Raw genomic sequence first — 25844 nt, 5'->3', positions numbered from 1 at the left:
CGGGAGCCCTTGAGAGTGGCGCTACCCCGCCGCCTGGAAGCGGACCTCGCCTTCGTTCAGGAAGCAGGCCTTGCTGAACAGCGACAGGTCGAGCGGGTTCGGCAGGCGGACATCGTCGAGATCGGGACAGGGCTTCGTTGCGGGATCGTAGGATCGGTCGATCTGCGAGATGAAGACCAGGATCAGCCCCTTTTCCCGTGCGAACGCCTTGAGATCGCGGATCTGGACCGTCAGCTCGGGATTGCCGCGCTTCTGGTCGAGCAGTTGCAGGTAGTCGACGATCGCGAGCGTGCCCGGCGCGGCATCGGCCAGCGCCTTCATGATGTGGGCGGCGCTGATCGCGTCCGAATCGTCGAAGGAAAACAGCGCCTCGAACTGCCCCGGCTCGACGCCGAGCGCCCGGAAGCGGCCGAGCACGTCCCTGGCCGTGTACTCCAGCGTGAAGAACACGGCCCTGCGGCCGGCTTTCATTGCTTCCAAGGCGAGCTCGAGGCTGAGCAGCGTCTTGCCGTGTCCCGGTCTCGCCCCGATGAGGAGAAGGTCTCCCGGGGCTAGCCGGGCGAGCAGCCCCTCGGCGGACAGGGCGTCCGCTGATCTGGCCGCGAGCAGGCTCCAGGCGCCGAAGCCTTCGCTGATGGCGACGCGATCGAGCGCGAGATGGAGCGGGATGGCTTCCTTGCGTGCCAGGACCCTGGCCTTGCGCTTCAGGCGATAGACAGGTGCGGAAAGTTTCATCGATGGACCTCCTGATGCGAGCCTTGTCCGCAACCCCTCCTTATGCGCAGCGCTCGAACAGTCGGTTCGATGATGAAGATACCCTGCACGGCAGCGTGCTTCCCGGCTGGAGGGAGGAGGCGTGGGTGACGCCTGGAATCAGATCATAGCCGATCCCGCTCGCGCCGTCGCCTTGAGCCCGTTCCAATCGAAACCGCGTAGATGCCCGACGAGGGCACGAAGCTTCGGCGCCATGGCGCGGCGGCTGGGATAATAGAGATAGAAGCCCGCGAAATAGGGACAGAATTCCTCCAGCAGCGGCACGAGTTCGCCACGCGCGATCGCAGGCCGAAAACTCTCCTCCATGCCGAAGGTGATGCCGGCGCCGGCGACCGAGAGCTTGATCATCAGTGCCATGTCGCTCGCCGTGATCTCCGGCGCGACGGCGACGCTGAACTCCTTGCCACTCTCGGCGAACTCCCAGCGATAGGGCGGCAGCCTCGGGGCCGGCCGCCAGCCGATGCAGCGATGCGCTGCCAGCTCGCGCGGATGCGAAGGGATGCCGAAGCGCTCGCGATAGGCCGGTGCACAGACGGCGAGCTGGCGCTCCTCGCCGCCGATCGAGACTGCGATCATGTCCTGCTCGATGACCTCGCCCAGCCTGACGCCGGCATCGTAGCCGGCGGCGACGATGTCAAACTCCTCGTCGGTCACGGTGATGTCGAGCTCGACCTCGGGACTGGCCGCGGCGAAGCTCGCCAGGAACGGCCCTGACAGGAAGCGCTCGGCAATCGACGAGACGGCAAGGCGCAGGCGTCCGCGCGGGCCGGCGCGCAAATCTCGCGTCGCCTCGACGGCGGCGCGCAGATCGGACAGCGCAGGGTCGAGATCGGCGAGGAGGCGTTCGCCCGCCTCGGTCAGGCTGACGCTGCGCGTCGTGCGCTGTACCAGCGCGATGCCGAGCCGCTCCTCCAGCTTGCGGATCGACTGGCTGACAGCCGAACGCGTCACGCCGATGCGATCGGCCGCGGCGCGAAAGCTCTTCTCCTCGGCGACGAGCGCGAACACGGCGAGGGCGTTGAGATCCATCTCCATTGGTTAGAAAAACTCTCCAGACTGGGAAGAAATCGGCGGCTTATCGCGACAATGGCTCGCTCCTAGCTTTCGGGCAACCGCAGCACAGCGGTTTCACGAAGCAAACCAGACGGAGCAGACATGGCCATCGACAAGGTCGTCCTTATCACTGGCGCCTCCAGCGGGATCGGCGCCGGCATCGCCCGCGAACTTGCAGTCGCCGGAGCCAGGCTGATGCTCGGCGCACGCCGCACCGACCGGCTCGACGCACTCGCCGAAGAGCTGACCGCAAAAGGCGGCGACGTCCGCACCCGGCGGCTCGATGTCACCGATCGCGCCGATGTCGCCGCCTTTACCGAGGCGGCGCGCGAGGCCTTCGGCCGCGTCGACGTCATCGTCAACAATGCCGGCGTCATGCCGCTCTCGCCGATGGCCTCGCTCAAGGTCGACGAGTGGGACTGGATGATCGACGTCAACATCAAGGGTGTGCTCTACGGCATCGCCGCCGTGCTACCGCAGATGCTGGCGCGGGGCTCCGGCCAGATCGTCAACATCGCCTCGATCGGCGCCCTCGCGGTGTCGCCGACGGCGGCCGTCTACTGCGCGACCAAGTACGCGGTGCGCGCCATCTCGGACGGCCTGCGCCAGGAGCACTCTGACCTGCGTGTCACCTGCATCCATCCCGGCGTGGTCGAGAGCGAGCTCGCCGGCACCATCACCGATCCGGCCGCGGCCGCGCTGATGAAGAGCTACCGCGCCATCGCGCTCCAGCCCGATGCGATCGGTCGCGCCGTGCGCTTTGCGATCGAGCAGCCCGATGATGTCGACGTCAACGAGATCATCGTGCGGCCCACCGCCACCCGCTGAGGAGAAAGCCATGACCCTATCCATGCCATCCCCGCTTCGCGCCGCCGCAGCTGCCTTCGCCATCGCGGCGATGCCCGCTCCCGCCGTCGCCGAGTCGAACGAGGAGCGCCGCAAGCGCGGCGAGGCCGTCATCCGCAGCCTGAACAAGGGCGAGCCGCAGCAGGCGCTGGAGCGGATGCGGCAGGAGTTCCCCTTCCTCGCCGAGGCGACCGAGGCCTATGCGCTCGGCGACGTCTGGTCGCGGACCGGCCTCGACAGCCGCACGCGCCAGCTCGCTGCGGTCGCTGCCTTCGCGGCCACCGGCCAGACCGCGTTCATGAAGGTCCATGCCGGCTACGCGCTCAACATCGGCGTGCCCGAGGGAGAGCTGAAGGAGATCGTCTACCTGATCACCGTGCCGGCCGGGATCTCGCGGGCGATCGCGGCATCGCAGGCTCTGTCGGAGCTCTTCGCCGAACGCCGCAGGCAGTGAGGGGAACAATCATGAACACCCTGCTCGTGAACGCCTCCCTGTTGCTGACCGCCGGCATCGGCCTCGCCACCACGACGATCAAGACCGGACCGGGAGGATCCACCCAGATGACGATCAGCCAAGTTGCCGCTACCGAAGCCCCGCAGAGCCACCCCTATGTCGGCATGTGGGTCACAGCCGACAACCATGTCCGCCACGAGCTCTTGCCGAATGGCCGCTATGACGAAGCGCGCGGCAATCGCGAAAGCGCCTATCGCGGCCGCTACAAGGTGAGCGGCGGCTATATCGAGTACTGGGACGACACTGGTTTCACCGCCGACGGCACCTTCGTCGACGCCGATACGCTGCATCATGGCGGCATGATTCTGCGGCGGCGCTGACCGGAGGTCTGTCCTGCGCCACGCAAAGCTGTGGAATGCAGGCCAGGCCTTGCCTTGACTGCCGGCGAGCGTGCTAGAAGCGCCGCCTTGCGTTTCCGCCACGGCAAGGAGCGGCCTGGATTCCCGGCATGAAGACTGGCATCGACATGGGGTCGACGCGCGGCGGCGAGCCCGCTGAGCTTAACCTCGCCGAATTGCTGGCGACGCGCCTGCTGGTCCAGGGCAATTCCGGCTCAGGCAAGTCGCATCTGCTGCGCCGCCTGCTGGAACAGAGCGCGCCCCTTGTCCAGCAGGCCATCATCGACCCAGAGGGCGATTTCGTCTCGCTCGCCGACCAGTTCGGCCATGTCGTGGTCGACGGCACGGCAAGTCCGGTCGAATTGCAGAAGATTGCGCTGCGCGTGCGCCAGCATCGCGTCTCGGTGGTGCTGAACCTCGAGGAGCTCGACGCCGACGAGCAATTGCGCGCCACCGCCGCCTTCCTCGGTGGGCTCTTCGATATCGACCGCGCCCATTGGTACCCGATGCTGGTCGTGGTCGACGAAGCCCAGCTCTTCGCTCCCGTCATGGCGGGCGAGGCTTCCGACGAGGCGCGCCGGCTGTCGCTCGGGGCGATGACCAACCTGATGTGCCGCGGCCGCAAGCGCGGCCTTGCCGGCGTGATCGCGACCCAGCGGCTCGCCAAGCTCGCCAAGAACGTCGCGGCGGAAGCCTCCAACTTCCTGATGGGCCGCACTTTCCTCGACATCGACATGCAGCGCGCCGCCGACCTGCTCGGCATGGACCGGCGCCAGGCCGAGATGTTCCGCGATCTCGAGCGCGGCCAGTTCGTCGCGCTCGGGCCTGCCCTTTCCAAGAAGCCGCTGCCGGTCAGGATCGGCCCGGTCGCCTCGGTCGATCGCGGCAGCGCCCCGAGCCTGATGCCGCTGCCCGAGCAGGCGCCGGAGGACGCCAGCAAGCTGATCTTCACCGCCGGCGAGGGCGAGGCCGCGCCCGCTCCCTGGCCGAAGCAGCCGCGGCCGCGGCCGGTGGTGGCGCCTGAGATCATCCGCCGGATCGAGACACACCAGCCGATGCCGCCGCCCGAACCCGAGATCGAGATGGATCCGGAGGAGCGCGCCGCCGCGCTGGTCGAGATCCTGAACGAATTGCTCGACGATCCCGAGGCGCGTGACCGGCCGGTCGCCGTGCTCTACCAGGACTTCACCGTTCGCTGCCGGATGCGCCGCGTCAGCGGCCCGGAGACCGGGCTGGAGGCCTTCCGCAAGCGCCTCGCAGTCGCCCGCGCCGGGGCGAGCGAGGAGGTGCTGTCCTCCGATGCCTGGGAAAAGGCGCTGACAGCGGCCGAGACCCTGCCGGAAGACCTGCACGGGCTCTTCCTGTTCATCGCCCGCAGCGCGATCGAAGGAGCGCCTTGCCCGTCGGACGCCGAACTGGCCGAGGCCTATGGCAGCCACTCGCCGAGCCGGGCGCGGCGCCTTCTCGGCTATATCGAGGAGCGCGGCCTCCTCGTCTGCCATGTCGATTTCCGCGGCCAGCGCACGCTGGCCTTGCCGACGCTCGGCGTCGAGACAGCGCCTGGCCTCGCCTCGCCGCTGGTCAAGGGATTGCCGCCGCGCCGGGCGCGGGGCTAGTCGTCATGCCTGTGCGGGTCGACAGGCGCCATTCGATGCTCGGGCCTCAGCCCGGACGGGAATGACGCTCGCCGTTGACACAGCCTGCCATCACGCGCTCCCATTCTGCCATGAAGGCCCGCTCCACACCCGCACGCGCGCCGGCGATCACGCCGGAGTTGCTGCTGCGCGCCTATGCGGCCGGCGTCTTCCCGATGGCCGAGAGTGCCGACGATCCCAGCCTGTTCTGGGTCGAGCCCGAGATTCGCGGCATCATCCCGCTCGACGCCTTTCATGTGCCGGGCAGGCTGGCGCGGACCGTCCGCTCGGACCGCTTCGAGATCCGGGTCGATCAGGATTTCGCCGCGGTGATCGCAGCCTGTGCCGAAAGCCGGCCGGACCGGGCCGAGACCTGGATCAATGGTCGCATCCGGGGGCTCTATGGCGAGCTCTTCCATCTCGGCTACGTCCACACCGTCGAGTGCTGGCGCGAGGGCAGGCTGGTCGGCGGGCTCTATGGCCTGTCGCTCGGAGGCGCCTTCTTCGGCGAGAGCATGTTCCACCGCGAGACCGATGCCTCGAAGGTGGCGCTGGTGCACCTGATCGCCCGATTGCGGCGCGGCGGCTACCGTCTGCTCGACACGCAGTTCCAGACCAGCCATCTCGCCCAGTTCGGCACGCGCGAAATCCCGCGCGAGGCCTATCGCGTGCTGCTCGACGCCGCGATCGCGGCCGAAGGCGACTGGTGGTCATGGCCGGCCGGAACGCCTGTCAGCGGTCGCGAGGTGCTGGCGGACATGCCTGGCTGAAGGCCGGTCAGGCCTCCGCCCCGCCGCTCGCCATCGGCGCTGGCTCCCAGAGCTCGATCGGATTGCCCTCGGGATCGTGGATGCGGCAGAAGCGGCCGACCTCGGAATCCCATTCCGGCCGGGTCTCGACCGCGATGCTCGCCGCACGGAGCGAGGCCATCATCGCGTCGAGATCGTCGACGCGGAAATTGACCATCCATTGCTGTTCCGGGCGGCCGAAATAGTCGGTGGTCGCGGCGAAGGGGCCGAAAATGGTCGGCCCGGCATCCTGGCTCCAGACTGCCTTGTTCAGGTCGGCGATGCCGAGATGGCGCTCGTACCAGGCGGCCAGGGCCTGCGGGTCGTGGCCGCGAAAGAACAGGCCGCCGATGCCGGTGACCCGCGCCATGGTCAGTTGCTGCCGGCGGGGTCACGCCCCTGTGCCGGATTGGTCGGGAAGAAGCGCTGCGACGGTGTCTGGCGCGGCTGCACCGGCACGCCCTGCGGCGGCGCGACATCGATGCGCTGATTGCCCGGAGGCGGCGTCTGCTGGGCCGGACGGGCCGGGCGGCGCTGGTCCGGGGTAAGCGGCGGCGGTGGGGCCTCCGGCTCCTTCGGATCGACCACCAATTCGGTGCCGCCTTTGCAGTCGGTCAGCCAGACATCGTAGATCGCGTGCTCGACGCCGTGCAGGCCTGGGCTCGACGCATACATCCAGCCGGTGAAGATGCGCCGATACTCGTTGTTGAAGGTGACCTCGTCGACCTCGGTGAAGGAGGTCGTCTGTGGCGCCTCGGTCGGCGGGCGCGTCCAGCAGACGCGCGGGGTGATCTGCAGAGCGCCGAACTGCACGGTCTCGTCGATCGCCACCTCGAAGGAGATGATCCGACCGGTGATCTTGTCGAGACCGGCGAAGACGGCGGTCGGGTTGCGGATGCGGTCGGCCTTGGCGGGAAAGGCCAACATGAGCGCTGCGCCGGAGACGGCGGCGACGGCGAGGGCTCTGCGGAAGGAGGACATGCTGGCTTGGCGAATCTCTTTCAGCGCGGCCGCGCGCGACGGGGCGCAGTAGCACGCCAATCGCAGCGGAAAAAGGGCGGATGACGAGGTTCGAGTCGCGGGCGCCATGACCAGATGCACGGGCCAAGCGTTGCATGGCCGTCATGCCTGCAGCGAACATTTATGCAGTTGCAATCCATTTGCAAATTCATATCCTGCGAATGCCTTGCAAGTGCAGAACCGAGGATCTCCATGGAAGCGCGCGTCGAAGGAAGCTCGGCCGGCTGGCGTACCGACCGGGGCGAGGCCTCGCTGGCGGATGTCCATCGCTCGATCGCGGTGCGCAGTTCCGGCCCTGGCTGGCGCCGCGCCGCCGCTTTCGTCGGGCCGGGCTATCTCGTCGCCGTCGGCTATATGGACCCGGGCAACTGGGCGACCTCGCTCGCCGGGGGCTCCAAGTTCGGCTACACGCTGCTCGTCGTCGCGCTGGTCTCCAACATCATGGCGATCGTGCTGCAGTCGCTCTGCGCGCGGCTCGCGATCGCCTCCGGGCGCGATCTCGCCCAGGCCTGCCGCGACGCTTTCCCCAAGCCCGTCGCCTACACGCTCTGGTTCCTCGCCGAGATCGCGATCATCGCGACCGACATCGCCGAGGTGATCGGCACCGCGATCGGCCTCAACCTGATCTTCGGCATCCCGCTCGAGCTCGGCGTCGTCATCACCGCGCTCGACGTCTTCCTGATCCTCTATCTGCAGCGGCTCGGCTTCCGCTGGGTCGAGGCGCTGATCATCACGCTGCTCGGCGTGATCGCGGTCTGCTTTGCGATCCAGATCGCGCTGGCCGATCCGGATTGGGGGCAGGTGATCCGCGGTTTTGCGCCGACCACCGAGATCGTCACCAATCCGGAGATGCTGTACCTCGCGCTCGGCATTCTCGGTGCGACCGTGATGCCGCATAATCTCTATCTGCATTCGGGCATCGTGCAGACACGCGCCTATGGCGAGACCCTGCCGGAGAAGCGCCAGGCGCTGACCTACGCCACGATCGATTCGACGGTCGCGCTGATGTTCGCGCTGCTGATCAACGCCTCGATCCTGATCCTGGCGGCGGCGACCTTCAACAAGACCGGCCAGACGGGAATCGCCGAGCTCGGCGAGGCCCACAAGCTGCTCGGGCCGTTGCTCGGGCTCGCCATCGCGCCGACGCTGTTCGGCATCGCGCTGCTCTGCTGCGGCATCAACTCGACGGTGACGGCGACACTCGCCGGCCAAATCGTGATGGAGGGCTTCCTCAAGATCAAACTGCCGCCCTGGCTGCGCCGGCTGATCACCCGCGGCATTGCCATCATACCGGCCGCGGCGGTGACGATCTGGTACGGCGATGCCGGCACGGCGCGGCTTCTGATCCTGACCCAGGTCGTGCTCTCGCTGCAGCTCTCCTTCGCCGTCTTCCCGCTGGTGATGTTCACCGCCGACAAGGCCAAGATGGGCGAGCTCGTCGCGCCGCGCTGGCTTTCCGCCTTCGCCTATCTGATCGCGGTCACGATCGCGGCGCTGAACGTCAAGCTGCTGGTCGATTTCATCAGCGGGGCGGGCTGACCTCCCGGAGACGGCATGAACAGCAAAAAGCGCGGCCTTTCCGGGCCGCGCTTTCGTTTGTCTTGATCTGTTCGATCGAAGCTCGTCAGCGACCCGGCGTCCAGGCCTGATAATCGCCGGTCGCTGCCGGGGTCTGCTTGTCGCCGAGGGTCGAGCCGGGCGGGCGATAAGCCAAAGCCGTGCCGGTGTAGTTCGGCTGGTGCGGCTTCTGCCACTCGCGCGGCGTGTATTTTTCCTCGGACGGGGCAACGTCGACGGTGTGGTGCAGCCAGCCATTCCAGCCGGGCGGGATCATCGAGGCCTCGACCGGGCCGTTATAGACGACCCAGCGGCGCTGGATGCCGAGCGCCTTGTCCTTCTTGCCGCCCTTGGTGCGGTAGTAGACGTTGCCGAACTCGTCCTCGCCGACCTTCTCGCCGAAACGCCAGGTGTGGAACCTCGTGCCGATGGTCTGGCCGTTCCACCAGGTGAGGAGCTGGAGCAGGGTCTTGGTCATCGCTTCGCGTCCGCGCAGGCCTTGGGCCGTCGCGCGACTTATGAAGATGCGGGCGCGCGATGTCCAGTGCGGCCGGGCGCTGCGGGCATCGATCGCTACGGCGCCGCGGCCACGATCTTGCGCAGCATCGCGATGAAGTCGCGGGTACGCTGGCCTTTCCCGTCGCTTCCGGATTCCGCGGTCTGGACCAGGACGAGGCGCTTGCCCGGGATGACTGCGACCTGCTGCCCGTCATAGCCGGAGGCGAGCGCCGCGCCCTTGCCGAAGCCGTCCTCAGGCAGGGTCCACCACATGTAGCCATAGCCGCGGCCGGGCCTGTCGCTCGCGGAATGGCGAGCCGTCGATTCGCCGACCCAGTCGGCCGGTACGAGCTGCCGGCCCTCCCAGCTGCCGCCATTGGCGAAGAGCACGCCGAAACGTGCGAGATCGCGCGCGCTCAGCCGGAACGGATAGGCCGGATGGATCGAGACCGGCGATAGCGCATAGCGGCCATCCCTGGCGGAGAAGTCCTCCATGCCGATCGGCGCGGCGATGCGGCTGGCGAAGCTCTCGAAGACGTCCTCGCCGGTGCGCTGGCGGTAGATCGTGCTCAGGGCGTTGAAGTCCCAGTTGTTGTAGAACCAGAACGTGCCCGGCGGATGGCTGCCGCGGAGAGGGCGCTTCTCCTTGATGTCGGGCGTCTCGTGTGCCGCCGGCAGGTAGATGCCGGAGCGGGCGGTCAGCAGGTCGCGGACGGTGGCGCCCTTTTCCTGCTCGGTCAGCCCCGGCGCCTTCTCGTCGATGCCGAGCTCGGCGAGTGTGGCGTCGAGCTTGATCCGGCCATCGGCGACGGCGTTGCCATAGAGCGAGCTCAGCAGGCTCTTGCGCACCGAGGCGACGCCGACCTTGCGCGCCGGCTCGCCGAAGGAGGCGATGACGGCGCCGTTCTGGACCAGCATCAGAGCGGTCGGCCTGCGCAGCTCGGCATAGTCGCGCAGCGGCTGCAGGCCGGCTGCGGCCCAGCCCGCTGTGGCCGGGTCGATGCTCTGCCAGTGCCGGCCGGGTTCGGCAGAAGCCGGCAACGCCCAGAGACAGAGCGCGATGATGGCGAGCAGGCGATTCATCGATCCGGCCTCCGGCACAAGGTCGACATCAGGCCGGGCAATCCCGGCGACTCTGCGGCACGAGGCCGAGGTTCTAGCGCAACAACGAGCGCGCGGTCGGAATGAGGCGGGCGATGTCCGGGGCGCGGCCGGCGCCGATCGGCACCGCGCGCAAGGCCGCTTCGAGCGCCGGTATCGCCTGGACTACCGCGGGCCGGACGAGCGTGACCGCGACGCATTCGCCCTCGCGCACGGGCAGGCGCTCGAATCCGTTCTCGCTGCGGTCGCTGATCAGGCTGGCGATCACTTCGCTGCCGGTGGAGCGTGCGGCATCGGCGATTGCTTTGGCTGCGGATGCGGCAGCAGCATCGACAGCATCCGGCGCGAGATGATGGATGGCGACCAGATAGGGGTGGCCATCTCCGAGATCGGCCGTTCCCGGCGGCAGCCGTTCGAGCCCGGCGGTATCGAAGCCGGAACCGGACGCCGCCGGCTTCAGCATCAGCACGTCGTGCCATTCCAGCATGGTCTCGTTCGCGGCCGGGCCGTGCTCAGCCCAGACCGGGCCGCCATAGAAGGCGGGGAGGGCGCGGGTGCGTGCCGCCTGATCGGGAAAGCCGCGGAACCAGACGAACTGGCCGGGCGCCGCGGGATCGCGGAACTGGCAGACCACGCTCATCCCGACCGCTTCCTGCGTCTCGACGAGATGCGTGTCGAAGACCTCGATCAGGGTGTCGCGCGCACCGGGCTTCAGGGTGTAGCGGCGCAGTTCGAAGACGGTGTCGGTCATGGCGTGCCTCCAGCTGACCGTGCTGCTAGGTGGCGGGACCGACCAATTGCGTCAGTAGCGTCATCTCGGCGCTCGCCACGATTCGGTCATGATTCGAGATGGCTCGAATCCGCTCTCCAAAACGCGCCAGCCGGCCAAGCATCGCGCGGATTCAAGCACTTGTGGCCTGCGCTGCAGAGAGCGCTTCCACTGGTAGGGTTCTCCGGATCCTGTTGACGCCTCGTTAACCAAGGTCCGGCGGATTTTAGTGGTTTCGCACCGGCAAGGATCGTTGCAAGCTCGCAACGGCGTCGCGATTCCGCATGTGATTCCTTGGGCTTAGCGGGTGCCTTGAAACTTATCCCCACGATCCACATCTTCCTACAAGATGTCGTATCCACACCTATCGACGCGCACTAATCCTTGACGCCGCGACCCAATCGGGACTAAATTTTGACGGTCGCGTGACGGCTGGCGGAGACGCCTTTTTCGACCCGCGAAACGAGTTCCCGGACGGGTCAAGGCGATCACCGCGGCGCGCCAGAGATGGCGTCGGCGAACGGCGACGTGCGTGCTCCGGCTGGTCGCATCAGGAAACCGATGGCGGGGTGACACCGTTGCGGGATCCAGGGGCATCAAACCGAGTTGGATTGACATCAGGAGCCGGTGATCAACCGGCCGCGCGGAGCGTCTGATACGCCCGCGGCAAGCATTGGGGACGAAGCTTATGCGCATTGAGCGCCGCCATACCACCGCCGGCCAGTCGCCCTATTCGGCGATCCCGTTCCGCTCGGCGGTAAGCGAGATCCGCAATCCCGATGGCTCGATCGTCTTCCGCCTGGAAGGCATTGAGGTGCCCGATTCCTGGTCTCAGGTCGCGAGCGACGTGCTCGCGCAGAAGTATTTCCGCAAGGCCGGCGTCCCTGCTGTCCTGAAGACCGTCGAGGAGAACGACGTTCCGTCCTTCCTCTGGCGTTCGGTCCCCGACGAGGCCGCGCTGGCCAAGCTGCCGGAAGGCGAGCGTTTCGGCTCCGAGATCTCGTCCAAGCAGGTCTTCGACCGGCTCGCCGGCTGCTGGACCTATTGGGGCTGGAAGGGCGGCTATTTCTCCTCGGAGGAGGATGCCCACGCTTTCCACGACGAATTGCGCTTCATGCTGGCCTCGCAGATGGTCGCGCCGAACTCGCCGCAATGGTTCAACACCGGCCTGCATTGGGCCTATGGCATCGACGGCCCGAGCCAGGGCCATTTCTACGTCGACTTCAAGACTGGCAAGCTGGTGAAGTCGAAGTCGAGCTATGAGCATCCGCAGCCGCATGCCTGCTTCATCCAGGGCGTCCAGGACGACCTCGTCAATGAGGGCGGCATCATGGACCTGTGGGTGCGCGAGGCGCGCCTGTTCAAGTATGGCTCCGGCACCGGCTCGAACTTCTCGATGCTGCGCGGCGAGGGCGAGAAGCTCGCCGGCGGCGGCCGCTCTTCCGGCCTGATGTCCTTCCTCAAGATCGGCGATCGCGCCGCCGGCGCGATCAAGTCGGGCGGCACCACCCGCCGCGCCGCCAAGATGGTCGTGGTCGATGCCGACCACCCGGACATCGAGGCCTATATCGACTGGAAGGTGAAGGAGGAGCAGAAGGTCGCGGCCCTGGTCGCCGGCTCCAAGACCGTCCAGAAGGCGATGAAGGCGGTGATGAAGGCCTGCGTGAACTGCGAGGCCGCCGACGATGCCTGCTTCGATCCCGAGAAGAACCCGGCGCTGAAGCGCGAGATCAAGCTCGCCCGCAAGGCGATGGTGCCTGACAACTACATCAAGCGCGTCATCCAGTTCGCCAAGCAGGGCTACACCGAGATCCAGTTCGACACCTATGACACCGACTGGGATTCGGAGGCCTATCTCACCGTCTCCGGCCAGAACTCGAACAACTCGGTCTCGCTGACCGACGACTTCCTGCGCGCGGTCGAGAATGACGGCGACTGGAACCTCGTCGGCCGCACCACCGGCAAGGTCACCAACACCCTGAAGGCGCGCGACCTCTGGGAGAAGATCGGCTACGCCGCCTGGGCCTCGGCCGATCCCGGCCTGCACTTCAACACCACGATGAACGACTGGCACACCAGCCCGGCCTCGGGACGCATCCGCGCCTCGAATCCGTGCTCGGAGTACATGTTCCTCGACGACACCGCCTGCAACCTGGCCTCGGCCAACCTGCTGCAGTTCTATGATCGCGAGGCCAAGGCCTTCGACGTCGCCGGTTACGAGCATCTCTGCCGGCTCTGGACGATCGTGCTCGAGATCTCGGTCGCGATGGCGCAGTTCCCGAGCCGCGAGATCGCCGAGCTCTCCTATGAGTACCGCACCCTCGGCCTCGGCTACGCCAATATCGGCGGCCTCTTGATGACCATGGGCCTCGGCTACGACTCGGACGAGGGCAGGGCGCTCGCCGGCGGCCTGACCGCGATCATGACCGGCGTCGCCTATGCGACTTCGGCGCAGATGGCGGGCGAGCTCGGCCCGTTCCCGGGCTACAAGAAGAACGCCCAGCACATGCTGCGCGTCATCCGCAACCACCGCGTCGCGGCTCATGGCCAGGCTTCCGGCTATGAAGGCCTGCAGGTCACGCCGGTGCCGCTCGACCATGCCACGCTGGAGCGCCTCGGCGGCTCCTCGCTGACGCTGTCGGAGCGGGCCAAGGCGAGCTGGGACGAGGCGCTGGCGCTCGGCGAGAAGCACGGCTACCGCAACGCCCAGGCGACCGTGATCGCGCCGACCGGCACGATCGGCCTGGTGATGGACTGCGACACCACCGGCATCGAGCCCGATTTTGCGCTGGTGAAGTTCAAGAAGCTCGCCGGCGGCGGCTACTTCAAGATCATCAACCGCGCCGTTCCCGACGCGCTGCGTGCGCTCGGCTATCGCGAGGCCGATATCGCCGAGATCGAGGCCTATGCCGTCGGCCATGGCTCGATGAAGCAGGCGCCGGCCATCAACCCCGGCTCGCTGCGGGCCAAGGGCTTCAGCGACGAGAAGATCGAGGCGGTCGAGAAGGGCCTTAAGAGCGCCTTCGACATCAAGTTCGTCTTCAACAAGTGGACGCTGGGCGAGGACTTCCTCACCGGCACGCTCAAGGTGCCGGCCGAGAAGCTGAACGACATGTCGTTCGAGCTGCTGCCCTTCCTCGGCTTCAGCAAGGCCGAGATCGAGGCCGCCAATGTCCATGTCTGCGGGGCGATGACGCTGGAAGGCGCGCCGCACCTGAAGAAGGAGCACTACAACGTCTTCGACTGCGCCAATCCCTGCGGGCGCATCGGCAAGCGCTATCTCTCGGTCGAGAGCCATATCCGCATGATGGCGGCGGCGCAGCCCTTCATCTCGGGCGCGATCTCCAAGACCATCAACATGCCGAACGACGCCACCGTCGAGGACTGCAAGAGCGCCTATCTGCTCTCCTGGAAGCTGGCGCTGAAGGCGAACGCGCTCTACCGCGACGGCTCGAAGCTGTCGCAGCCGCTGAACTCGGCCCTGATCGCCGACGAGGACGACGACGCCGACGACGCGACCGAGGCGCTCTACCAGCAGCCGCTGGCGGCGCGCGCCACGCAGATCGCCGAGAAGATCGTCGAGCGCGTCGTCGAACGCGTGGAACGTGTCCGTGAGCGTGAGAAGATGCCGGCGCGGCGCACCGGCTACATCCAGAAGGCGGTGGTCGGCGGCCACAAGGTCTATGTCCACACCGGCGAATATGCCGATGGCCGCCTCGGCGAGATCTTCATCGACATGCACAAGGAGGGCGCGGCCTTCCGGGCGATGATGAACAACTTCGCCATCGCGGTCTCGCTCGGTCTGCAATACGGCGTGCCGCTGGAGGAGTATGTCGAGGCCTTCACCTTCACCCGCTTCGAGCCCTCGGGCTTCGTGCAGGGCAACCAGTCGATCAAGAACGCGACTTCGATCCTCGACTATGTCTTCCGCGAGCTGGCGATCTCCTATCTTGGCCGGCACGACCTCGCCCATGTCGATCCCAGCGAGATCGGCCATGACGTGATGGGCAGCGGCGTCGACCAGGGCCGGGCGCCGGATGCAGCCGGGCCGATCACCTCGACCCCGCTGGCCTCCTCGGGCTTCCGCCGCGGCAAGCCGATCAACCTGCTCGCCATCCAGGGCGGGGCGGCCAACGACGCTGTCGCCCGCTCGGCGAGCACCGTCACCGGCCTTGCCACTGCCGGCGCGACCGCGCTGAAGGAGGAGCCGGAGGCCTATGGCGAGGCTGAGATGAGCAAGCTCGGCTTCGCCGCACCGGCCGCCCAGCCGACCGCGTCCGAGCGCCGGGCCGAGGCGATCATGAAGGGCTATGTCGGCGACAGCTGCGGCGAGTGCGGCAACTTCACGCTGGTGCGGAATGGCACCTGCCTGAAGTGCAACACCTGCGGCTCGACGACCGGGTGTTCGTAAGGGCTAGCCGTTCTCGATCTTATGGCGGCCGGGTTCATCCCGGCCGTTGTCGTTTTCGCCGAAAGCGTGTCTCACGAGTCTTGTTAAAGGGTGCGACGGCTCAAGCCAGTTGCGGGCGATGTATTCAACGAACTCGCGGGGCGTCCGTGGGCAGTTGTTTTGGCAAAGCAAGCCGGCCTCTGCATCAAGGAGGCGGATAAGCGCTGTGCTGTCATAGAAATAAAGCGCGCCGCTGTTGATGCAGCAATTTCGCGGGCTGAGTTCAATCGCCGCTATACCACGCTTGCGAGCGTCATCGATCAGCTCTTGAACCGACAGGTTCAAAATACTCCGGATAGTATTCAGGGGTAGATAGCCGATCGGCTTGGATGGACCAACTTGCGTGAGGCTCTCGAGGATGGCGACTCTCATCCTCTCATCAACTGCTCCAAATTTTCGTCGGGTACGCCTAGCGGGGCGAGCTGAGTTCTGTCGGACCACGGGCTCACCGGCCGCGGAATTCGTCGGAAAACAAGCAATGCTCGGCCGTCCAGGCATTCTGGGCGGTGATCGCTTCGCTGTTTTCCGCGAGCCAGCGCCGCGCGTCCTCCTTCGTCATCTGCTTGCGCAGAGCGTTTTCGGTGATCGCCGAGAGGTTGAGCCCGTGTGCGCACGCGACCTCAATCAGGTCGGGGTCGCGCAAGAGAGTGATCGACCGCTTTGGGATACGGTTCATGGCACTCAGTTTAGCGCGATGTACGTTATCGTCATCCGCATAAGGCGAGTAATCCGCGGGGAACCCCTCTCCCGGATGGGAGAGGGGCAGGGGTGAAGGCCCGCCGCTGACTACCGGAACGCAACGGCGGCGCTGCGGCCTTCTGCGGCAAAGGCAGGCCCTCATCCGGTGCTCCGCGCCACCTTCTCCCATCCGGGAGAAGGTTGGGGCGTCGAGGTCGGGGTGATCGCGGCGGTCGAGCGGGAGCGCTGACAAAAAGGCAGCTGGCGCAACATACTTGCTACGCCGCTCCCCTGATCAGGCAGCCAAAGTCGAGCCCGCTTTCTCCTGCGTCGTGACGAAGCGCATGAACGAGCTTCCTGCCGGCACCTGCGGCCCTGCCGGCTCTTGTCCCGCATCGCCATCCAGGTTCGCGATGTAGCGATTGGGGCCTCCCGGACCATGGAAAGGCGGCGTCTGCACAGGTCCGGGGTCGGGGACCTGCGAGGGATCGGGCAGGGGTGGATCGACCGGATCGGGCTGAGGCGTCTGGTCGATGGGCTCCCAGGGGAAGGCGAGGCTGAGGCCGACGCGAATGGCGACCGCCGCACCGAGCAGCACCAGCGGCGGCAGGCCATAGCGCAGCCACGGCTTGTCGACGCTGGAGGGGTTGCGCTCGGCGCCGTTCAAAGGCGCATTGAACATGTCGGTGACGCGGCTGTGCCAGACGATCGGGCCCATGCCGCGATTGGAGCGGTATTCGTCGATGTAGTCCTTCTGGGCGCCGCGGAAGACATACCAGTCGGCCGCGACCTTCAGGAGCTCGATGCTGCCGAGCACCGGCTGTCCGGCAGCAAACGCATTCACCGCGTGGATGCTGTCGGCAACCACGAACGGCACCATGCCATAGGCGTCGCCGGCGGAGGCGTATTGCGGCCAGCGCTGGATCAGCGAGGGCTTGTACATCGGCTTGTATTTCTGCGTCCCGTCCGCTGCGGGCGGTCCATCGGGAACCTGGCCGTCGTGAAGCACGGCCTTTGGATCGCCGGCGCCGGCAAAGAACCGGCGGACCGGGCCGATGATCCTGCCGCGGTCGGTCGAGGCATAGGTCGGGTGAGGCTTCTGCGTCTTGCCACCTGAACCGGCCTGGGCGGCCCCGCTTTGGGCAGGCGTCGCGGGCTGCGCCTGGGCGGATGTCGCCGGGAGATTGCTTGCGCTCGCCGCGTTGAGTTCCTCCGCCGCCTTCTTGGGCGCGTTGAAGTCGGCATCGCCGACGCCGCGCTTCGAAGCCGTGCCGACGACGCCGGGCAGGTTGCCGAACAGGAATGCCGCGCTCGCGGAATTGCTGGCGAGGTCGGCCGCGCCGCCAAAGGTGTCGAGCACGCCAAGATAGCGATAGGCGGCGGGATCGAGGAACGGGTTGGTCACCAGCCGCGTGGTGTTCGCGTTGCTGATGCCGAAGCTGGCATAGCGCGCGAACTCCAGAATGCGCCCGGTCGGCGTATTCGGTGAGATCAGCCGGCCCGGAGCCGTCTCCAGCACCTTCATCGCCTCCGCATCCAGGCGGTTCGCGCGCAGCGTCTCGAAGGCGAGGAGATAGTTCATCCGGTCGGCCCGGCTATGGCCCCAGACGGCGCCATGCCAGCCGGTGGTCCGCCGCACCAGGATGCCGAGATGCGCGTCGGCGATCGTCAGCCACGGGGCCGATTGTGTCGGGTCCGCATGCAGTTCGGCCGCCGCAGTCTCGATCTCGGACTTGTTCCCGACGCGATGAACGAAACCGCGCCTGCCCAGCAGAGGCTTTGTCGCGACATCGACGACCGCCTCGCGCACGACCTTCATCGTGTCGGGTTCAGGCGTGTTGCCCTTGGCGATCGCCTGCTGCGCCGTCTCGATCGCGTCGGCATAGCGTTCGCGATCCGGCTTGGCGATTCCGAGCCGCCGCCCGCGGCCACCGGTGACCTGGCGATTGAGCTGGTCGAGCACGGCCTCGCCGGGCTTGAACTTGTCATGCGCGACATCCGAGACCAAAGCGGCGCTGTCCTGCCGCTTCTGCAGCCGGATCTTGGCGCCCTGCCGGATGCCGGCGATGCTGCCACGGAACAGCCAAGCATAGACCGCCAGCGAGGACAGAAGGTCGCGCGCCCCGATATGGCTGCCGGTGCCGAGCCGCGCGGTCATATAGGCGCCGAAGGCAGCGCCGCCGACATAGCTGACATTGGTCAGGATGATGCGACGCTTGTCCTTGCCTTCGACTGGCCTGTCGGCCTTCACGAAGGTCTCGCCGGGTTTGGGCGCATAGGCGGCGTCACGGTTGACGACGCTGTAGGGATAGACGCTGCCGTCATCGAAGACGCGCAGCCCGCCCTCGACCAGCCTGGGGTCGATCACCCCTGAGGCGATCGCCTCGGTCAGCACATCCTTCGGGCCGACGAGCCGATAGACATAGCCGCCTGGCGCAGCCTGCTTGCGGCCTGTCTTCGCGGCCGTGGCAGGGCGCTGCTGCACCGCCTCGCGCGCGCCTTCGAAGGTCGAATGCAGGCTGAAATCCGACAGGTCGAGCGGCGGGTGGGTTCCTCCTGCGCCGATGATCTGCTGGGGCGGGACCGGGCCCTCGATGTAGCGGATCGCCGTGTAGTCGTGCGAGCCGAACAGATGCGGCACCTGCCGGGTCGCATAGTCCGTTACCTTCTTGTGGAAGGGACGGCTCTTGAGGCCATGGTCGTCCGGCGATTGGGCGATGGCCAGATAGGCGGTCTGCGCCTTCATCTGGTCGTCGGGCTCGGGCAGTTTCTGGTTTGCCTTCTTCTTGCGCCAATACGTGTTCGCGGGGTCGACGAAGGACTTCCTCAAGCCGCTTTCGGCCCCGGCATAGGCTGGCCGTGTCGTGATGTCGGGCGACTGCCGGGCTTCGGCGATCGGGTCGGTCGAGCCCTTGTTGGCGATGGCGCCCTGGCCGACATGCGGCTGGGGCGTGGGAGCGGCCGGTGTCGCCGCGACGACTGCTGACTGGCTCGCAGGTGTTCCCGCCACTGGCCGTAGCGCAATTGCCGGAAAGACATCACCGGTGCGGTAGACGAACTGGGCCCCGGGAAGCCAATCGGCTGGAATCTCGGCCAGCTTGCCGATGCCCGCGATATCCTTCGCACCGGCCTCGACCTTGTAGATGAAGCCGCCGCGCAGGCCACCTTTCGGCGCTGGCAAGTTGGCCACGGCCGCAGCCGCGTCGGCGTAGTTGTCGAAGAACTGGGTGTCGGCTGTGCGCAGGCCAGTGGCGCGCGTGCCGCCCGGCTGTCCATAGACATCGGCTGGCTGCTGCATGGTCAGGGCGAACCTGGTCTGCAGGCCCGGATCAGTGGAAGCCTGCGGAAACAACGCAACTGCTCGAGCGTCGTCCGGGGTCGATTTGAAAGCCTTGCTCGCCCTCAACTGGGCAGGCAGGTTCGGCATCAGCGAGACGCCATGCTGTCCGATCACCGAAACGGCGTCCGGGGAGAGCAATGCGTCCGAGCCCGCCGTCCGCACTGGCATCGCCGGACCGGTCGACGCGACGCTGGTGTTCGGCTGCGCAGCGGCCGGCTTCGGGGCCGCCGGCCGCAGCGATACGGTGAGCGGCCACTCCGCCGCGGGGTTCAGGGCGCGACTGAGAGCAAAGGATTCCGCGCGGCGCACGACGGCTTGCAGGCGCGGATCGAAGGTGCCCTGGCCGGGGTTTTCGATGTGATGGACGAGATGTCCGAGATCGACGATGGCGTGGCGATAGCCCGGGGCGGTCTCGGGCACGCCGGCGAGATAGTCGAGCACCAGGTTCAGTGAGCCGTCGACCTTCTGGTCGGGCGACTGGCCGACAAGCCCGCGGCCCTTGGCGATCAGCTGCTGATTTGGGCTGCCCGATGGTTGGGCTGCGGCGCTCAGATCGCGCGGCTGCGGCCGGTTCGCTTCCTCCTCAAGCCTGGCGCGGATGCGGGCAATGATGTCCTCAGGCGCGGCGCCGGTCCCGTCGGTGAGATGGCGGAGATATCCGGGCCCGGTCGCTGCATCGAGCGCGTGCGAGGAGCTCACCGACCAGAGGTGCGGCCCAAGCGCGTCCGGGGTGTCAGGCTGCGTCGGTGCCGCCCGGGATGATTGAGTGCCGGTGCGATCGGCCTCGCCGCCTGCGTGGAAAGCGTTCGGATCCTGCCGTGCGGCATCCCAGAGCGGCATCGGATCGCGCCGCGAGACCTCGACCGTAAAGCCATGGGTCTCGTACCAGGTCTTGAGCGGCAGCTCGAGGGCACCGGGACGAATCTCGATGATGCCGTCTTGCAGTGCTCCGGTTTTCGGCCTCGCTTGCCCGGTAATGAAATCACGGACGGATGAAGCCTGCTCGGGCGTCAGAATTGACTCGTCCTTGAGACCGGGCAGGGTCGTCTGCCTGAAATCGGCGATCGCCTGCTTCTGACTGGGCGTCGCGCCGGCCTCGAGCCGATCGAGCCACTTGCCGAGCGCTTCATTGCCACCGCGCGGCAGGACGGCGATCCGTCCGGTCTCGGCCTGGGTGCTGATCCGCTTCAGCCAGCGTGGTCCTTCGGTCGCCAGCACCAGGCCGTCCGCCTGGGGAAACTCCCAGCTCGTCGTCCGCTGGGCTGCGACGTCCGGGGCGGTGTCCGGCAGCTTGGTCCGGTAGAACACGCGGCCTTCGATGCTCGCGGACAGCGGCAATTGCAGCCAGCGTACGCCCGGGACACCGACGGGCAGGGCAGGCACCGACCAGGCGAGCGTGCGGTCGACCGTCAGCGCCACATTCTGCTTGTCGCCGAACAGCCCCCAGAAGATCGGCCCGTCGGACGGGACATAGTGGCTGAAGGTCGTTGGCGCCTTTGCCAGCAGAGGACGGTCGGGATTGATCAGCCCACGCGGTCCGAACTGCTCGTTGATGACCACCTCGAGTCGGCTCGAGCCCGGCGACCAGACGCGCCGCTCCTTGCCGGCGAGATCGACGATCGTCTCTTTCAAAGGCAATCCGGGAACCGCGGACTGGCGCAGGCCGCTGCCGGAACCGCGCACATAGGTCAGGCGCTGGTCCTGGTCGATCGCGCCCTTCGCGATCAGTTCCTGCAGCTTTTCGATCGATGGCGCCGCGGCCAGGGCGGCAGCGTCGTCGGAATTGTTGACGACGACTTGCGTGCGCAGCCGCAGCTTGCCCAGGATGGTCTGATTGAGATCGAGGAACTGCTGCGAGACCGTGAAGTCCTGATGGAACATGGCGTCCATCGCCACTTCGTACCGACGCTCGAGCGCGACACGCGGGATGAATTTCGAGACCGAGGTCGGCAGCTCGTTGACCCAGGCGGGGTGCAGGTAGAGCTTGTCCTCCAGCATCACCTTCTTGTACGGCACGCCCTCCTCGAAGCGCACGAAGCCGGCGCTGTTGCTCGCCGGTGCCCCGAAGACGTCGGTCTCTCCGGGCTTCAGGTTGACGGATTGCGAGCGCAGCGAGAGGCCGTAGACGATCTCGACGACGTGGCCCTGCGTGTTGGCGTCCGCCTTTTTGGACGCGGGAATGACGCGCCCGGTCTTCGGCAGCAGGTCGAACGCGGATGGCGATGCGGTGTCGCCATAGATCAGCTGTTCTCCGGCCGCGATCAGGTCGGCTCCCTTGAACTGGAAGGCAGTCTGGTGGGAGACCGGCAGGCCAAGTTGCGCGCCCGTGATGTTGCGATGCTCGTTCGGCCGGATCGAGAGGCCGGCCTCCGACTGCAGCGCATCGCGTACGGCGCCTGGGCCTTCGCCCATGGCGGCGCCGATCGCCCTGAAATTGCTGCGCACGCCGAGACCGGCCATGTATGAGCGCCAGGTCGGCGAGCCGACCGGGGTCGAATCGACCTGGGCACCGAGCATCGCCCTGACCGCATCGCCGGCCGGGCCCGGGTTGATCCGGACGCGGCCGAGCGCCGAGATCCGGATGTCGGGCGCGTTCTCCTGCCATTTCCACGGCTTGACCGTTTGCCAGCCGCTAGGTGGAACGTCGCCGCCGGCAGCTTCCATCTCGGCCCGTCGTTCCGGAGGAAGCGCCAGGCGATCCGGCGACTGCCGCGCCTGTTGCCACAGCGGCATGAATGCCTTGTCGCCGGCGTCTCCTGCCCGCGGACCGGCCCCGGTCCCGTCCTCGGCCGGCCGTCCGGGGCGCGTCTGCTGCTCCTGCGAACCGCTATCCTTGTCGCCGTGCGCCGCGCTGCCGGTGTTGGCCATCTGGCTGGCTGCCACCGCATCGGCGACCGTCGGCAGGGCGGATGCTGCAGCCGACACCACTTCGGGATCGAGAGGCGTCTTTTCGGTGTGCGGGTCAGGCGCTGTCCCGTCTTCCACCGTACGCCCCGGCCGCGCCTGCTGATCGGCAGCCCCATTGCCCGTGTCGCCATGGGCCGTGTTGCCGCTATTGATGATCTGGCTGGCGGTCGTCACCGCATCGACGACGGCCGGCAGGACTTCAGGTGCCGCCTTTGGCGCCGGCGCGCCGTCGCCGCCGGCCACGTGATCGACCTTGTTCGCATTGGGCTCGGCCGAATGATCGGTCGTGCCACCGTTCTTCCGCGATCCGCCGGAGCCCGCAGCCGGCTGCGCGGCTGTCGTGACATTCTGCGGAGCGCCGCCACGCGCTGTACCCGTCCCCCCAAGGCCGCTCGGCAAAGCGGCCGTCCCTGGCGCGTGATGCGTGAATGTCGTCGCGGTCGCTACATGCCTTGGCCTCTGCGTTGTGGTCTGCGGTGCGGCCCGCCCTTGCTCGATATGGGCGTGCAGGCCGGATGCGGTGCCGTAGACGCCAGAGGCGAAGCTCATCAGCTCGATCAACGGGTTCATGCCGGGATCGTCGCCATGAGCCATCATGTTGAAGGCGGAGACGGCAAGAAGCGGGGAACCGGCCGCGATCGAGGCGAGATCGAGCGTGCGGGCGAAGCCGATCGCTCCACCGCTGGCGCTGTGCATGATCGCGCCGGCGTCGCGGTAATAGGGGGTTCGGCTGTAGGTCGCGCCGATCGAGGTGCGCAGCGACGCGAACGTCGTCATGCCGGCATTTCTCAACCCGATCGCCCGCGATAGCGATGCGGTGGCGGGGAAGATCGTCGCTCCGGCCGAGAGCGTCTCCATGATCACGCGCCCGACCGAGACCTCCCGGCCGTAATAGATGTCCTCTCCGAACTCCTGCAGCTGCCTGCCGCCGACATAGGTGCCGGCGGCGATGGCGAGCGGAGCCGCGACGACGTTGACGCCGGGGATCAGCATCAGGAGGGGCGCGCCAGCGGCGACGCCGGTCGCGACGGGGTCGACGTACTTCTCCGCGAAGGTCTTGACGTGGGCCTGAAAGGCCTCGGTCTCGACCTTGTCGTTCCTGGCGGTGAAGGTGAGATTCTTCGGGACGACGATGGTGCCGCTATCGGCCAGGTCATTGTCGTTCTGGTAGGTCTCGATGAAGGCCTTGATGTTTTCCGGCTTGCGGCCTTCCAGGTCATAGTCGGAGCCGCGGCCGTCGACGATGTGATCCTGTCCATCGCCGTCGCGTACGATCGCGAACAGCATCTGCTGAGAGCCGACGCTGGCGTCGATATACTGGAACGGCACGAGGGTGACCCGAGCCTGGTCGCCGCCGATCTCCGCGATCTTGCCGGCCATCCTGCCGGCTTCTTCCTGACCCGCACCGGCCAGTTGCAAGGTCGATTTGAGGTTCCGGCCTCCCAGCACGTGCTCGGCTCCGAACAGAGCCTTGCCGTCCGGCAAGGTCTGCTGCGCCATCGCGCCGAAGGTGAGCTCGATCTGATGCGTCGCCTGCGTCTGCCGGCCGCGATAATACGCCGCCTGCAAGCTGCTTTGGTGCTCGCCCGAATCCTCGTTGAGCAGCTTGGTCGGCTGCGTGGCGGTGAAGACCGCGAAATCATGCCAGGCGACCGCGTGCTCGCGCTGGAGCCGCAGATTCTTGTCGAGATCGCGCGTGGCGTTGAGGGCGGACAGGATCAGCGCGACTTCCGGATGGACCCAGACATCCACGCCATTCATGGTCGACTTGACTGCGCCCGCGAAAGGCGCGGTTTCACCGGGCCCGCCGACAGGTACTGCCGGCCCGTGCGTGCCCAGCGCCGTGTCCAGCGCTTTCTCGAGCGTCGGGATGGTCTTGCCGGCGAGCTCGATGTTGACGTCGATCTGCGTGATCGTGCTCGAGGTATAGGCCTTTTCCGCCGCCTGCTTGCGTTGTTGCGCACTGAGCAGCCCATTGGGGCCGCATCCGGCGAGGTTGCTCCAGGCCATGTCGATATCGCGCTCATGGCCGCTGCGCCGGACATTCTTGGCGCCGGGTGTAAAGGTGAGCTGGATGACCAGCTCTTTGTGCTCGTATTTGAAGGTCGCGTAGAGCTGCCCGTCCTTGTCATCTACCGAGACGTGCTGCAAGGAGCCCGAGACCTTGTTGCCGGCATCGGTGAAACCGTCCGGCTGGAACAGGTGAGGGCTCTTGTTCTGCAAGTTGCGGAGAGCAGAATCCTCGATCGGCGCAGCCTGGAGCTGCACGCCGGCAAGGTCTCGTTCGGCGTCGGCGAGATCGCTGGCCTTGACCGCGACGTCGCGGTTGGCCTCTGCCACCCTGCGCTGGTTGCCGGCGGTTTCGACTGCCGTGTCGGCAGCCTTACGCTCCGGCGTGCCCGGTTGCGTCGTGTTGACGAGCTGCTTTGCCACCAGTTCGCTGATCTCGACGTCGAGCAGATCGGCCTCGGCCGAGAGCTGGCCGTACTCGGCGAGCCCGGCCCTGACCTCCTTGTCCTCGTAGTCGGTCCTGCGATCGGAGACCCTGCTGCTTTCGGTGCTGTCCGATGACCGGGCCTGCTGGGCGTTGGGGTCCCGCGGTCCGCGCACCTTGATCTTGTCCGCCAGCGCCTCGAGCAGGACGGATTCCGCCTGCTCACGCTTCTGGCGGCTCTGCGTCGCCTTTCCGGCGACCTCCTGCGCGTTCTTGAGGTCGCTTTGCGCCTGGGCGAGCGGTTTGGTCGGCTTGATGGTGATAGTGATGCCTTCCGGCGCCAGCGTCTTGCCCAGCGTGCGGTTAGCTCCGGCGACGGCCGAGCGGTATTCCGGGTCGGCGGCGTAGACGTCGACCTGCGCCGTCGCCTCGTCCGATTTGGCGCGGGCTTCGATGGCGCGGGCTTCGGCCGAGCTCTGCGCGGCGCGAGTGCGAGCGACTTCCGGGTGGACCCATTGGCCGTTCGACTGAATCCAGTCACCGCCGCCCGAGGGCATGAGCTGCGGCTTCGCAGCGCTCCCAGCGCCGTATTTCTGTTCGGCAGCGGCCGTCTCGACGCCGCGCTCATGGGCTTCCTGCCCGGCGACGGTGGACTCGTCGTTGAGGATGATCGCGTTGATCTGGGCGGTGAGGACCTGGTTTTCCTTGGCCTTCGCCGGATCGCTGTTGGCGAGCGAGTTCGCCAGCAATTGCGCAAGCAGGATCAGCACGCGCTCCTGCTTGGCGATGAGCGCCTGCCCCTGCGGTGTGTTGGCCTGGCCGGGCTTCAGGTTTCCGGCCCAGATGACCTTGGGATTGCGGCCCGCCGCATTGGTCATGGAGGCCGCGTAGTTTACCCGCGACAATACGGGTGCCAGCGCCTGGAGGACCTTGCGAACGGTGTCGACGAGACTCTTGAGCAGTGACCCGAACGGGCTGGTCGACTGCGAACCCGTGGCCTGGCTGACAAGACCACCGTCCGGCTTGTTCACTCGCATGTTCGGCCTCCCGAAGCTGACGCCGGCTGCGCTCCGGCTATCCCGCGCGCCAGGTCGATGGTGCGGGAAGCCGAAGCGCAGCCGGAGATGACGCGCGCCACCGTGC

Annotated in this window: 17 protein-coding genes; 7 read left to right on the top strand and 10 right to left on the bottom strand. The window is 66.9% G+C overall.

Translation table 11 applies throughout. The features are described from left to right. Positions 1-21: 21 nt before the first annotated feature. Positions 22-735, bottom strand: coding sequence for a DNA helicase (locus tag ACWIGM_RS20870; protein WP_454027860.1), 714 nt, complete (start codon positions 733-735; stop codon positions 22-24). A 138-nt stretch (positions 736-873) separates the two neighbouring features. After that, complete coding sequence (locus ACWIGM_RS20865; protein WP_454027859.1) at positions 874-1809, bottom strand: LysR substrate-binding domain-containing protein; 936 nt, start codon at positions 1807-1809, stop codon at positions 874-876. A gap of 120 nt (positions 1810-1929) precedes the next feature. Between ACWIGM_RS20865 and ACWIGM_RS20860 the strand changes: the two genes are divergently transcribed. The 5 genes from ACWIGM_RS20860 (at position 1930) to aat (ending at position 5929) form a co-directional block, all read left to right on the top strand. After that, a complete protein-coding gene (locus tag ACWIGM_RS20860; RefSeq protein ID WP_454027858.1) occupies positions 1930-2655 on the top strand; it encodes an SDR family oxidoreductase in 726 nt (241 codons plus the stop codon). A gap of 10 nt (positions 2656-2665) precedes the next feature. Beyond that, positions 2666-3127 carry a carboxymuconolactone decarboxylase family protein gene (locus ACWIGM_RS20855; protein WP_454027857.1) on the top strand — a complete coding sequence of 154 codons (462 nt, stop codon included), beginning with the start codon at positions 2666-2668 and terminating at the stop codon, positions 3125-3127. Between the two features lie 11 nt (positions 3128-3138). Then, the gene (locus ACWIGM_RS20850) at positions 3139-3507 is read left to right on the top strand and encodes an Atu4866 domain-containing protein (RefSeq protein WP_454027856.1); all 369 of its coding nucleotides are present in this window, start codon (positions 3139-3141) and stop codon (positions 3505-3507) included. 128 nt (positions 3508-3635) lie between these two features. Then, complete coding sequence (locus ACWIGM_RS20845) at positions 3636-5141, top strand: helicase HerA domain-containing protein (protein WP_454027855.1); 1506 nt, start codon at positions 3636-3638, stop codon at positions 5139-5141. A gap of 110 nt (positions 5142-5251) precedes the next feature. Continuing rightward, a complete protein-coding gene (gene aat, locus ACWIGM_RS20840; RefSeq protein WP_454027854.1) occupies positions 5252-5929 on the top strand; it encodes a leucyl/phenylalanyl-tRNA--protein transferase in 678 nt (225 codons plus the stop codon). Positions 5930-5936: 7 nt separating this feature from the next. On the opposite strand, the gene ACWIGM_RS20835 is transcribed toward aat, so the two are convergent. Continuing rightward, complete coding sequence (locus tag ACWIGM_RS20835; protein WP_454027853.1) at positions 5937-6317, bottom strand: VOC family protein; 381 nt, start codon at positions 6315-6317, stop codon at positions 5937-5939. Positions 6318-6319: 2 nt separating this feature from the next. After that, positions 6320-6928 (bottom strand): DUF2155 domain-containing protein, encoded by a 609-nt coding sequence (locus ACWIGM_RS20830; RefSeq protein WP_454027852.1) that lies wholly within the window; start codon positions 6926-6928, stop codon positions 6320-6322. 231 nt (positions 6929-7159) lie between these two features. Here ACWIGM_RS20830 and ACWIGM_RS20825 point away from each other — a divergent pair, with 231 nt between their 5' ends. After that, positions 7160-8506, top strand: coding sequence for an Nramp family divalent metal transporter (locus ACWIGM_RS20825; protein WP_454027851.1), 1347 nt, complete (start codon positions 7160-7162; stop codon positions 8504-8506). A gap of 85 nt (positions 8507-8591) precedes the next feature. Here the strand turns inward: ACWIGM_RS20825 and ACWIGM_RS20820 are convergent, their stop codons facing one another. The 3 genes from ACWIGM_RS20820 to ACWIGM_RS20810 form a co-directional block, all read right to left on the bottom strand. Next, complete coding sequence (locus tag ACWIGM_RS20820) at positions 8592-9002, bottom strand: NADH:ubiquinone oxidoreductase subunit NDUFA12 (RefSeq protein ID WP_454027850.1); 411 nt, start codon at positions 9000-9002, stop codon at positions 8592-8594. 95 nt (positions 9003-9097) lie between these two features. Continuing rightward, positions 9098-10105 (bottom strand): serine hydrolase domain-containing protein, encoded by a 1008-nt coding sequence (locus tag ACWIGM_RS20815; protein WP_454027849.1) that lies wholly within the window; start codon positions 10103-10105, stop codon positions 9098-9100. Between the two features lie 73 nt (positions 10106-10178). Then, the gene (locus ACWIGM_RS20810) at positions 10179-10874 is read right to left on the bottom strand and encodes an NIPSNAP family protein (RefSeq protein WP_454027848.1); all 696 of its coding nucleotides are present in this window, start codon (positions 10872-10874) and stop codon (positions 10179-10181) included. A 706-nt stretch (positions 10875-11580) separates the two neighbouring features. Between ACWIGM_RS20810 and ACWIGM_RS20805 the strand changes: the two genes are divergently transcribed. Further along, the gene (locus tag ACWIGM_RS20805) at positions 11581-15303 is read left to right on the top strand and encodes a vitamin B12-dependent ribonucleotide reductase (protein WP_454027847.1); all 3723 of its coding nucleotides are present in this window, start codon (positions 11581-11583) and stop codon (positions 15301-15303) included. Between the two features lie 3 nt (positions 15304-15306). Here ACWIGM_RS20805 and ACWIGM_RS20800 read toward each other — a convergent pair whose 3' ends face one another. From ACWIGM_RS20800 to ACWIGM_RS20790, 3 genes are all read right to left on the bottom strand, one after another. Beyond that, positions 15307-15714 (bottom strand): hypothetical protein, encoded by a 408-nt coding sequence (locus ACWIGM_RS20800; RefSeq protein WP_454027846.1) that lies wholly within the window; start codon positions 15712-15714, stop codon positions 15307-15309. Positions 15715-15787: 73 nt separating this feature from the next. Further along, entirely contained in the window at positions 15788-16018 is a 231-nt protein-coding gene (locus tag ACWIGM_RS20795) for a type II toxin-antitoxin system CcdA family antitoxin (protein WP_454027845.1), read from the bottom strand. A gap of 297 nt (positions 16019-16315) precedes the next feature. Further along, on the bottom strand, positions 16316-25738 hold the full coding sequence (locus ACWIGM_RS20790; RefSeq protein WP_454027844.1) for a hypothetical protein: 9423 nt from the start codon (positions 25736-25738) through the stop codon (positions 16316-16318). Between the last annotated feature and the right edge of the window lie 106 nt (positions 25739-25844).

This window comes from Allobosea sp. NPDC055332, from assembly GCF_053645455.1.
Note: the sequence above shows the minus strand (reverse complement) of the source record. Positions and strands in the feature narration are given on the sequence as shown.

What these genes read in the sequence shown, in the direction of transcription:
- ACWIGM_RS20870 (WP_454027860.1), bottom strand. Translation starts at nt 735, where the DNA reads ATGAAACTTTCCGCACCTGTCTATCGCCTGAAGCGCAAGGCCAGGGTC.
- ACWIGM_RS20865 (WP_454027859.1), bottom strand. Translation starts at nt 1,809, where the DNA reads ATGGAGATGGATCTCAACGCCCTCGCCGTGTTCGCGCTCGTCGCCGAG.
- ACWIGM_RS20860 (WP_454027858.1), top strand. Translation starts at nt 1,930, where the DNA reads ATGGCCATCGACAAGGTCGTCCTTATCACTGGCGCCTCCAGCGGGATC.
- ACWIGM_RS20855 (WP_454027857.1), top strand. Translation starts at nt 2,666, where the DNA reads ATGACCCTATCCATGCCATCCCCGCTTCGCGCCGCCGCAGCTGCCTTC.
- ACWIGM_RS20850 (WP_454027856.1), top strand. Translation starts at nt 3,139, where the DNA reads ATGAACACCCTGCTCGTGAACGCCTCCCTGTTGCTGACCGCCGGCATC.
- ACWIGM_RS20845 (WP_454027855.1), top strand. Translation starts at nt 3,636, where the DNA reads ATGAAGACTGGCATCGACATGGGGTCGACGCGCGGCGGCGAGCCCGCT.
- aat (WP_454027854.1), top strand. Translation starts at nt 5,252, where the DNA reads ATGAAGGCCCGCTCCACACCCGCACGCGCGCCGGCGATCACGCCGGAG.
- ACWIGM_RS20835 (WP_454027853.1), bottom strand. Translation starts at nt 6,317, where the DNA reads ATGGCGCGGGTCACCGGCATCGGCGGCCTGTTCTTTCGCGGCCACGAC.
- ACWIGM_RS20830 (WP_454027852.1), bottom strand. Translation starts at nt 6,928, where the DNA reads ATGTCCTCCTTCCGCAGAGCCCTCGCCGTCGCCGCCGTCTCCGGCGCA.
- ACWIGM_RS20825 (WP_454027851.1), top strand. Translation starts at nt 7,160, where the DNA reads ATGGAAGCGCGCGTCGAAGGAAGCTCGGCCGGCTGGCGTACCGACCGG.
- ACWIGM_RS20820 (WP_454027850.1), bottom strand. Translation starts at nt 9,002, where the DNA reads ATGACCAAGACCCTGCTCCAGCTCCTCACCTGGTGGAACGGCCAGACC.
- ACWIGM_RS20815 (WP_454027849.1), bottom strand. Translation starts at nt 10,105, where the DNA reads ATGAATCGCCTGCTCGCCATCATCGCGCTCTGTCTCTGGGCGTTGCCG.
- ACWIGM_RS20810 (WP_454027848.1), bottom strand. Translation starts at nt 10,874, where the DNA reads ATGACCGACACCGTCTTCGAACTGCGCCGCTACACCCTGAAGCCCGGT.
- ACWIGM_RS20805 (WP_454027847.1), top strand. Translation starts at nt 11,581, where the DNA reads ATGCGCATTGAGCGCCGCCATACCACCGCCGGCCAGTCGCCCTATTCG.
- ACWIGM_RS20800 (WP_454027846.1), bottom strand. Translation starts at nt 15,714, where the DNA reads ATGAGAGTCGCCATCCTCGAGAGCCTCACGCAAGTTGGTCCATCCAAG.
- ACWIGM_RS20795 (WP_454027845.1), bottom strand. Translation starts at nt 16,018, where the DNA reads ATGAACCGTATCCCAAAGCGGTCGATCACTCTCTTGCGCGACCCCGAC.
- ACWIGM_RS20790 (WP_454027844.1), bottom strand. Translation starts at nt 25,738, where the DNA reads ATGCGAGTGAACAAGCCGGACGGTGGTCTTGTCAGCCAGGCCACGGGT.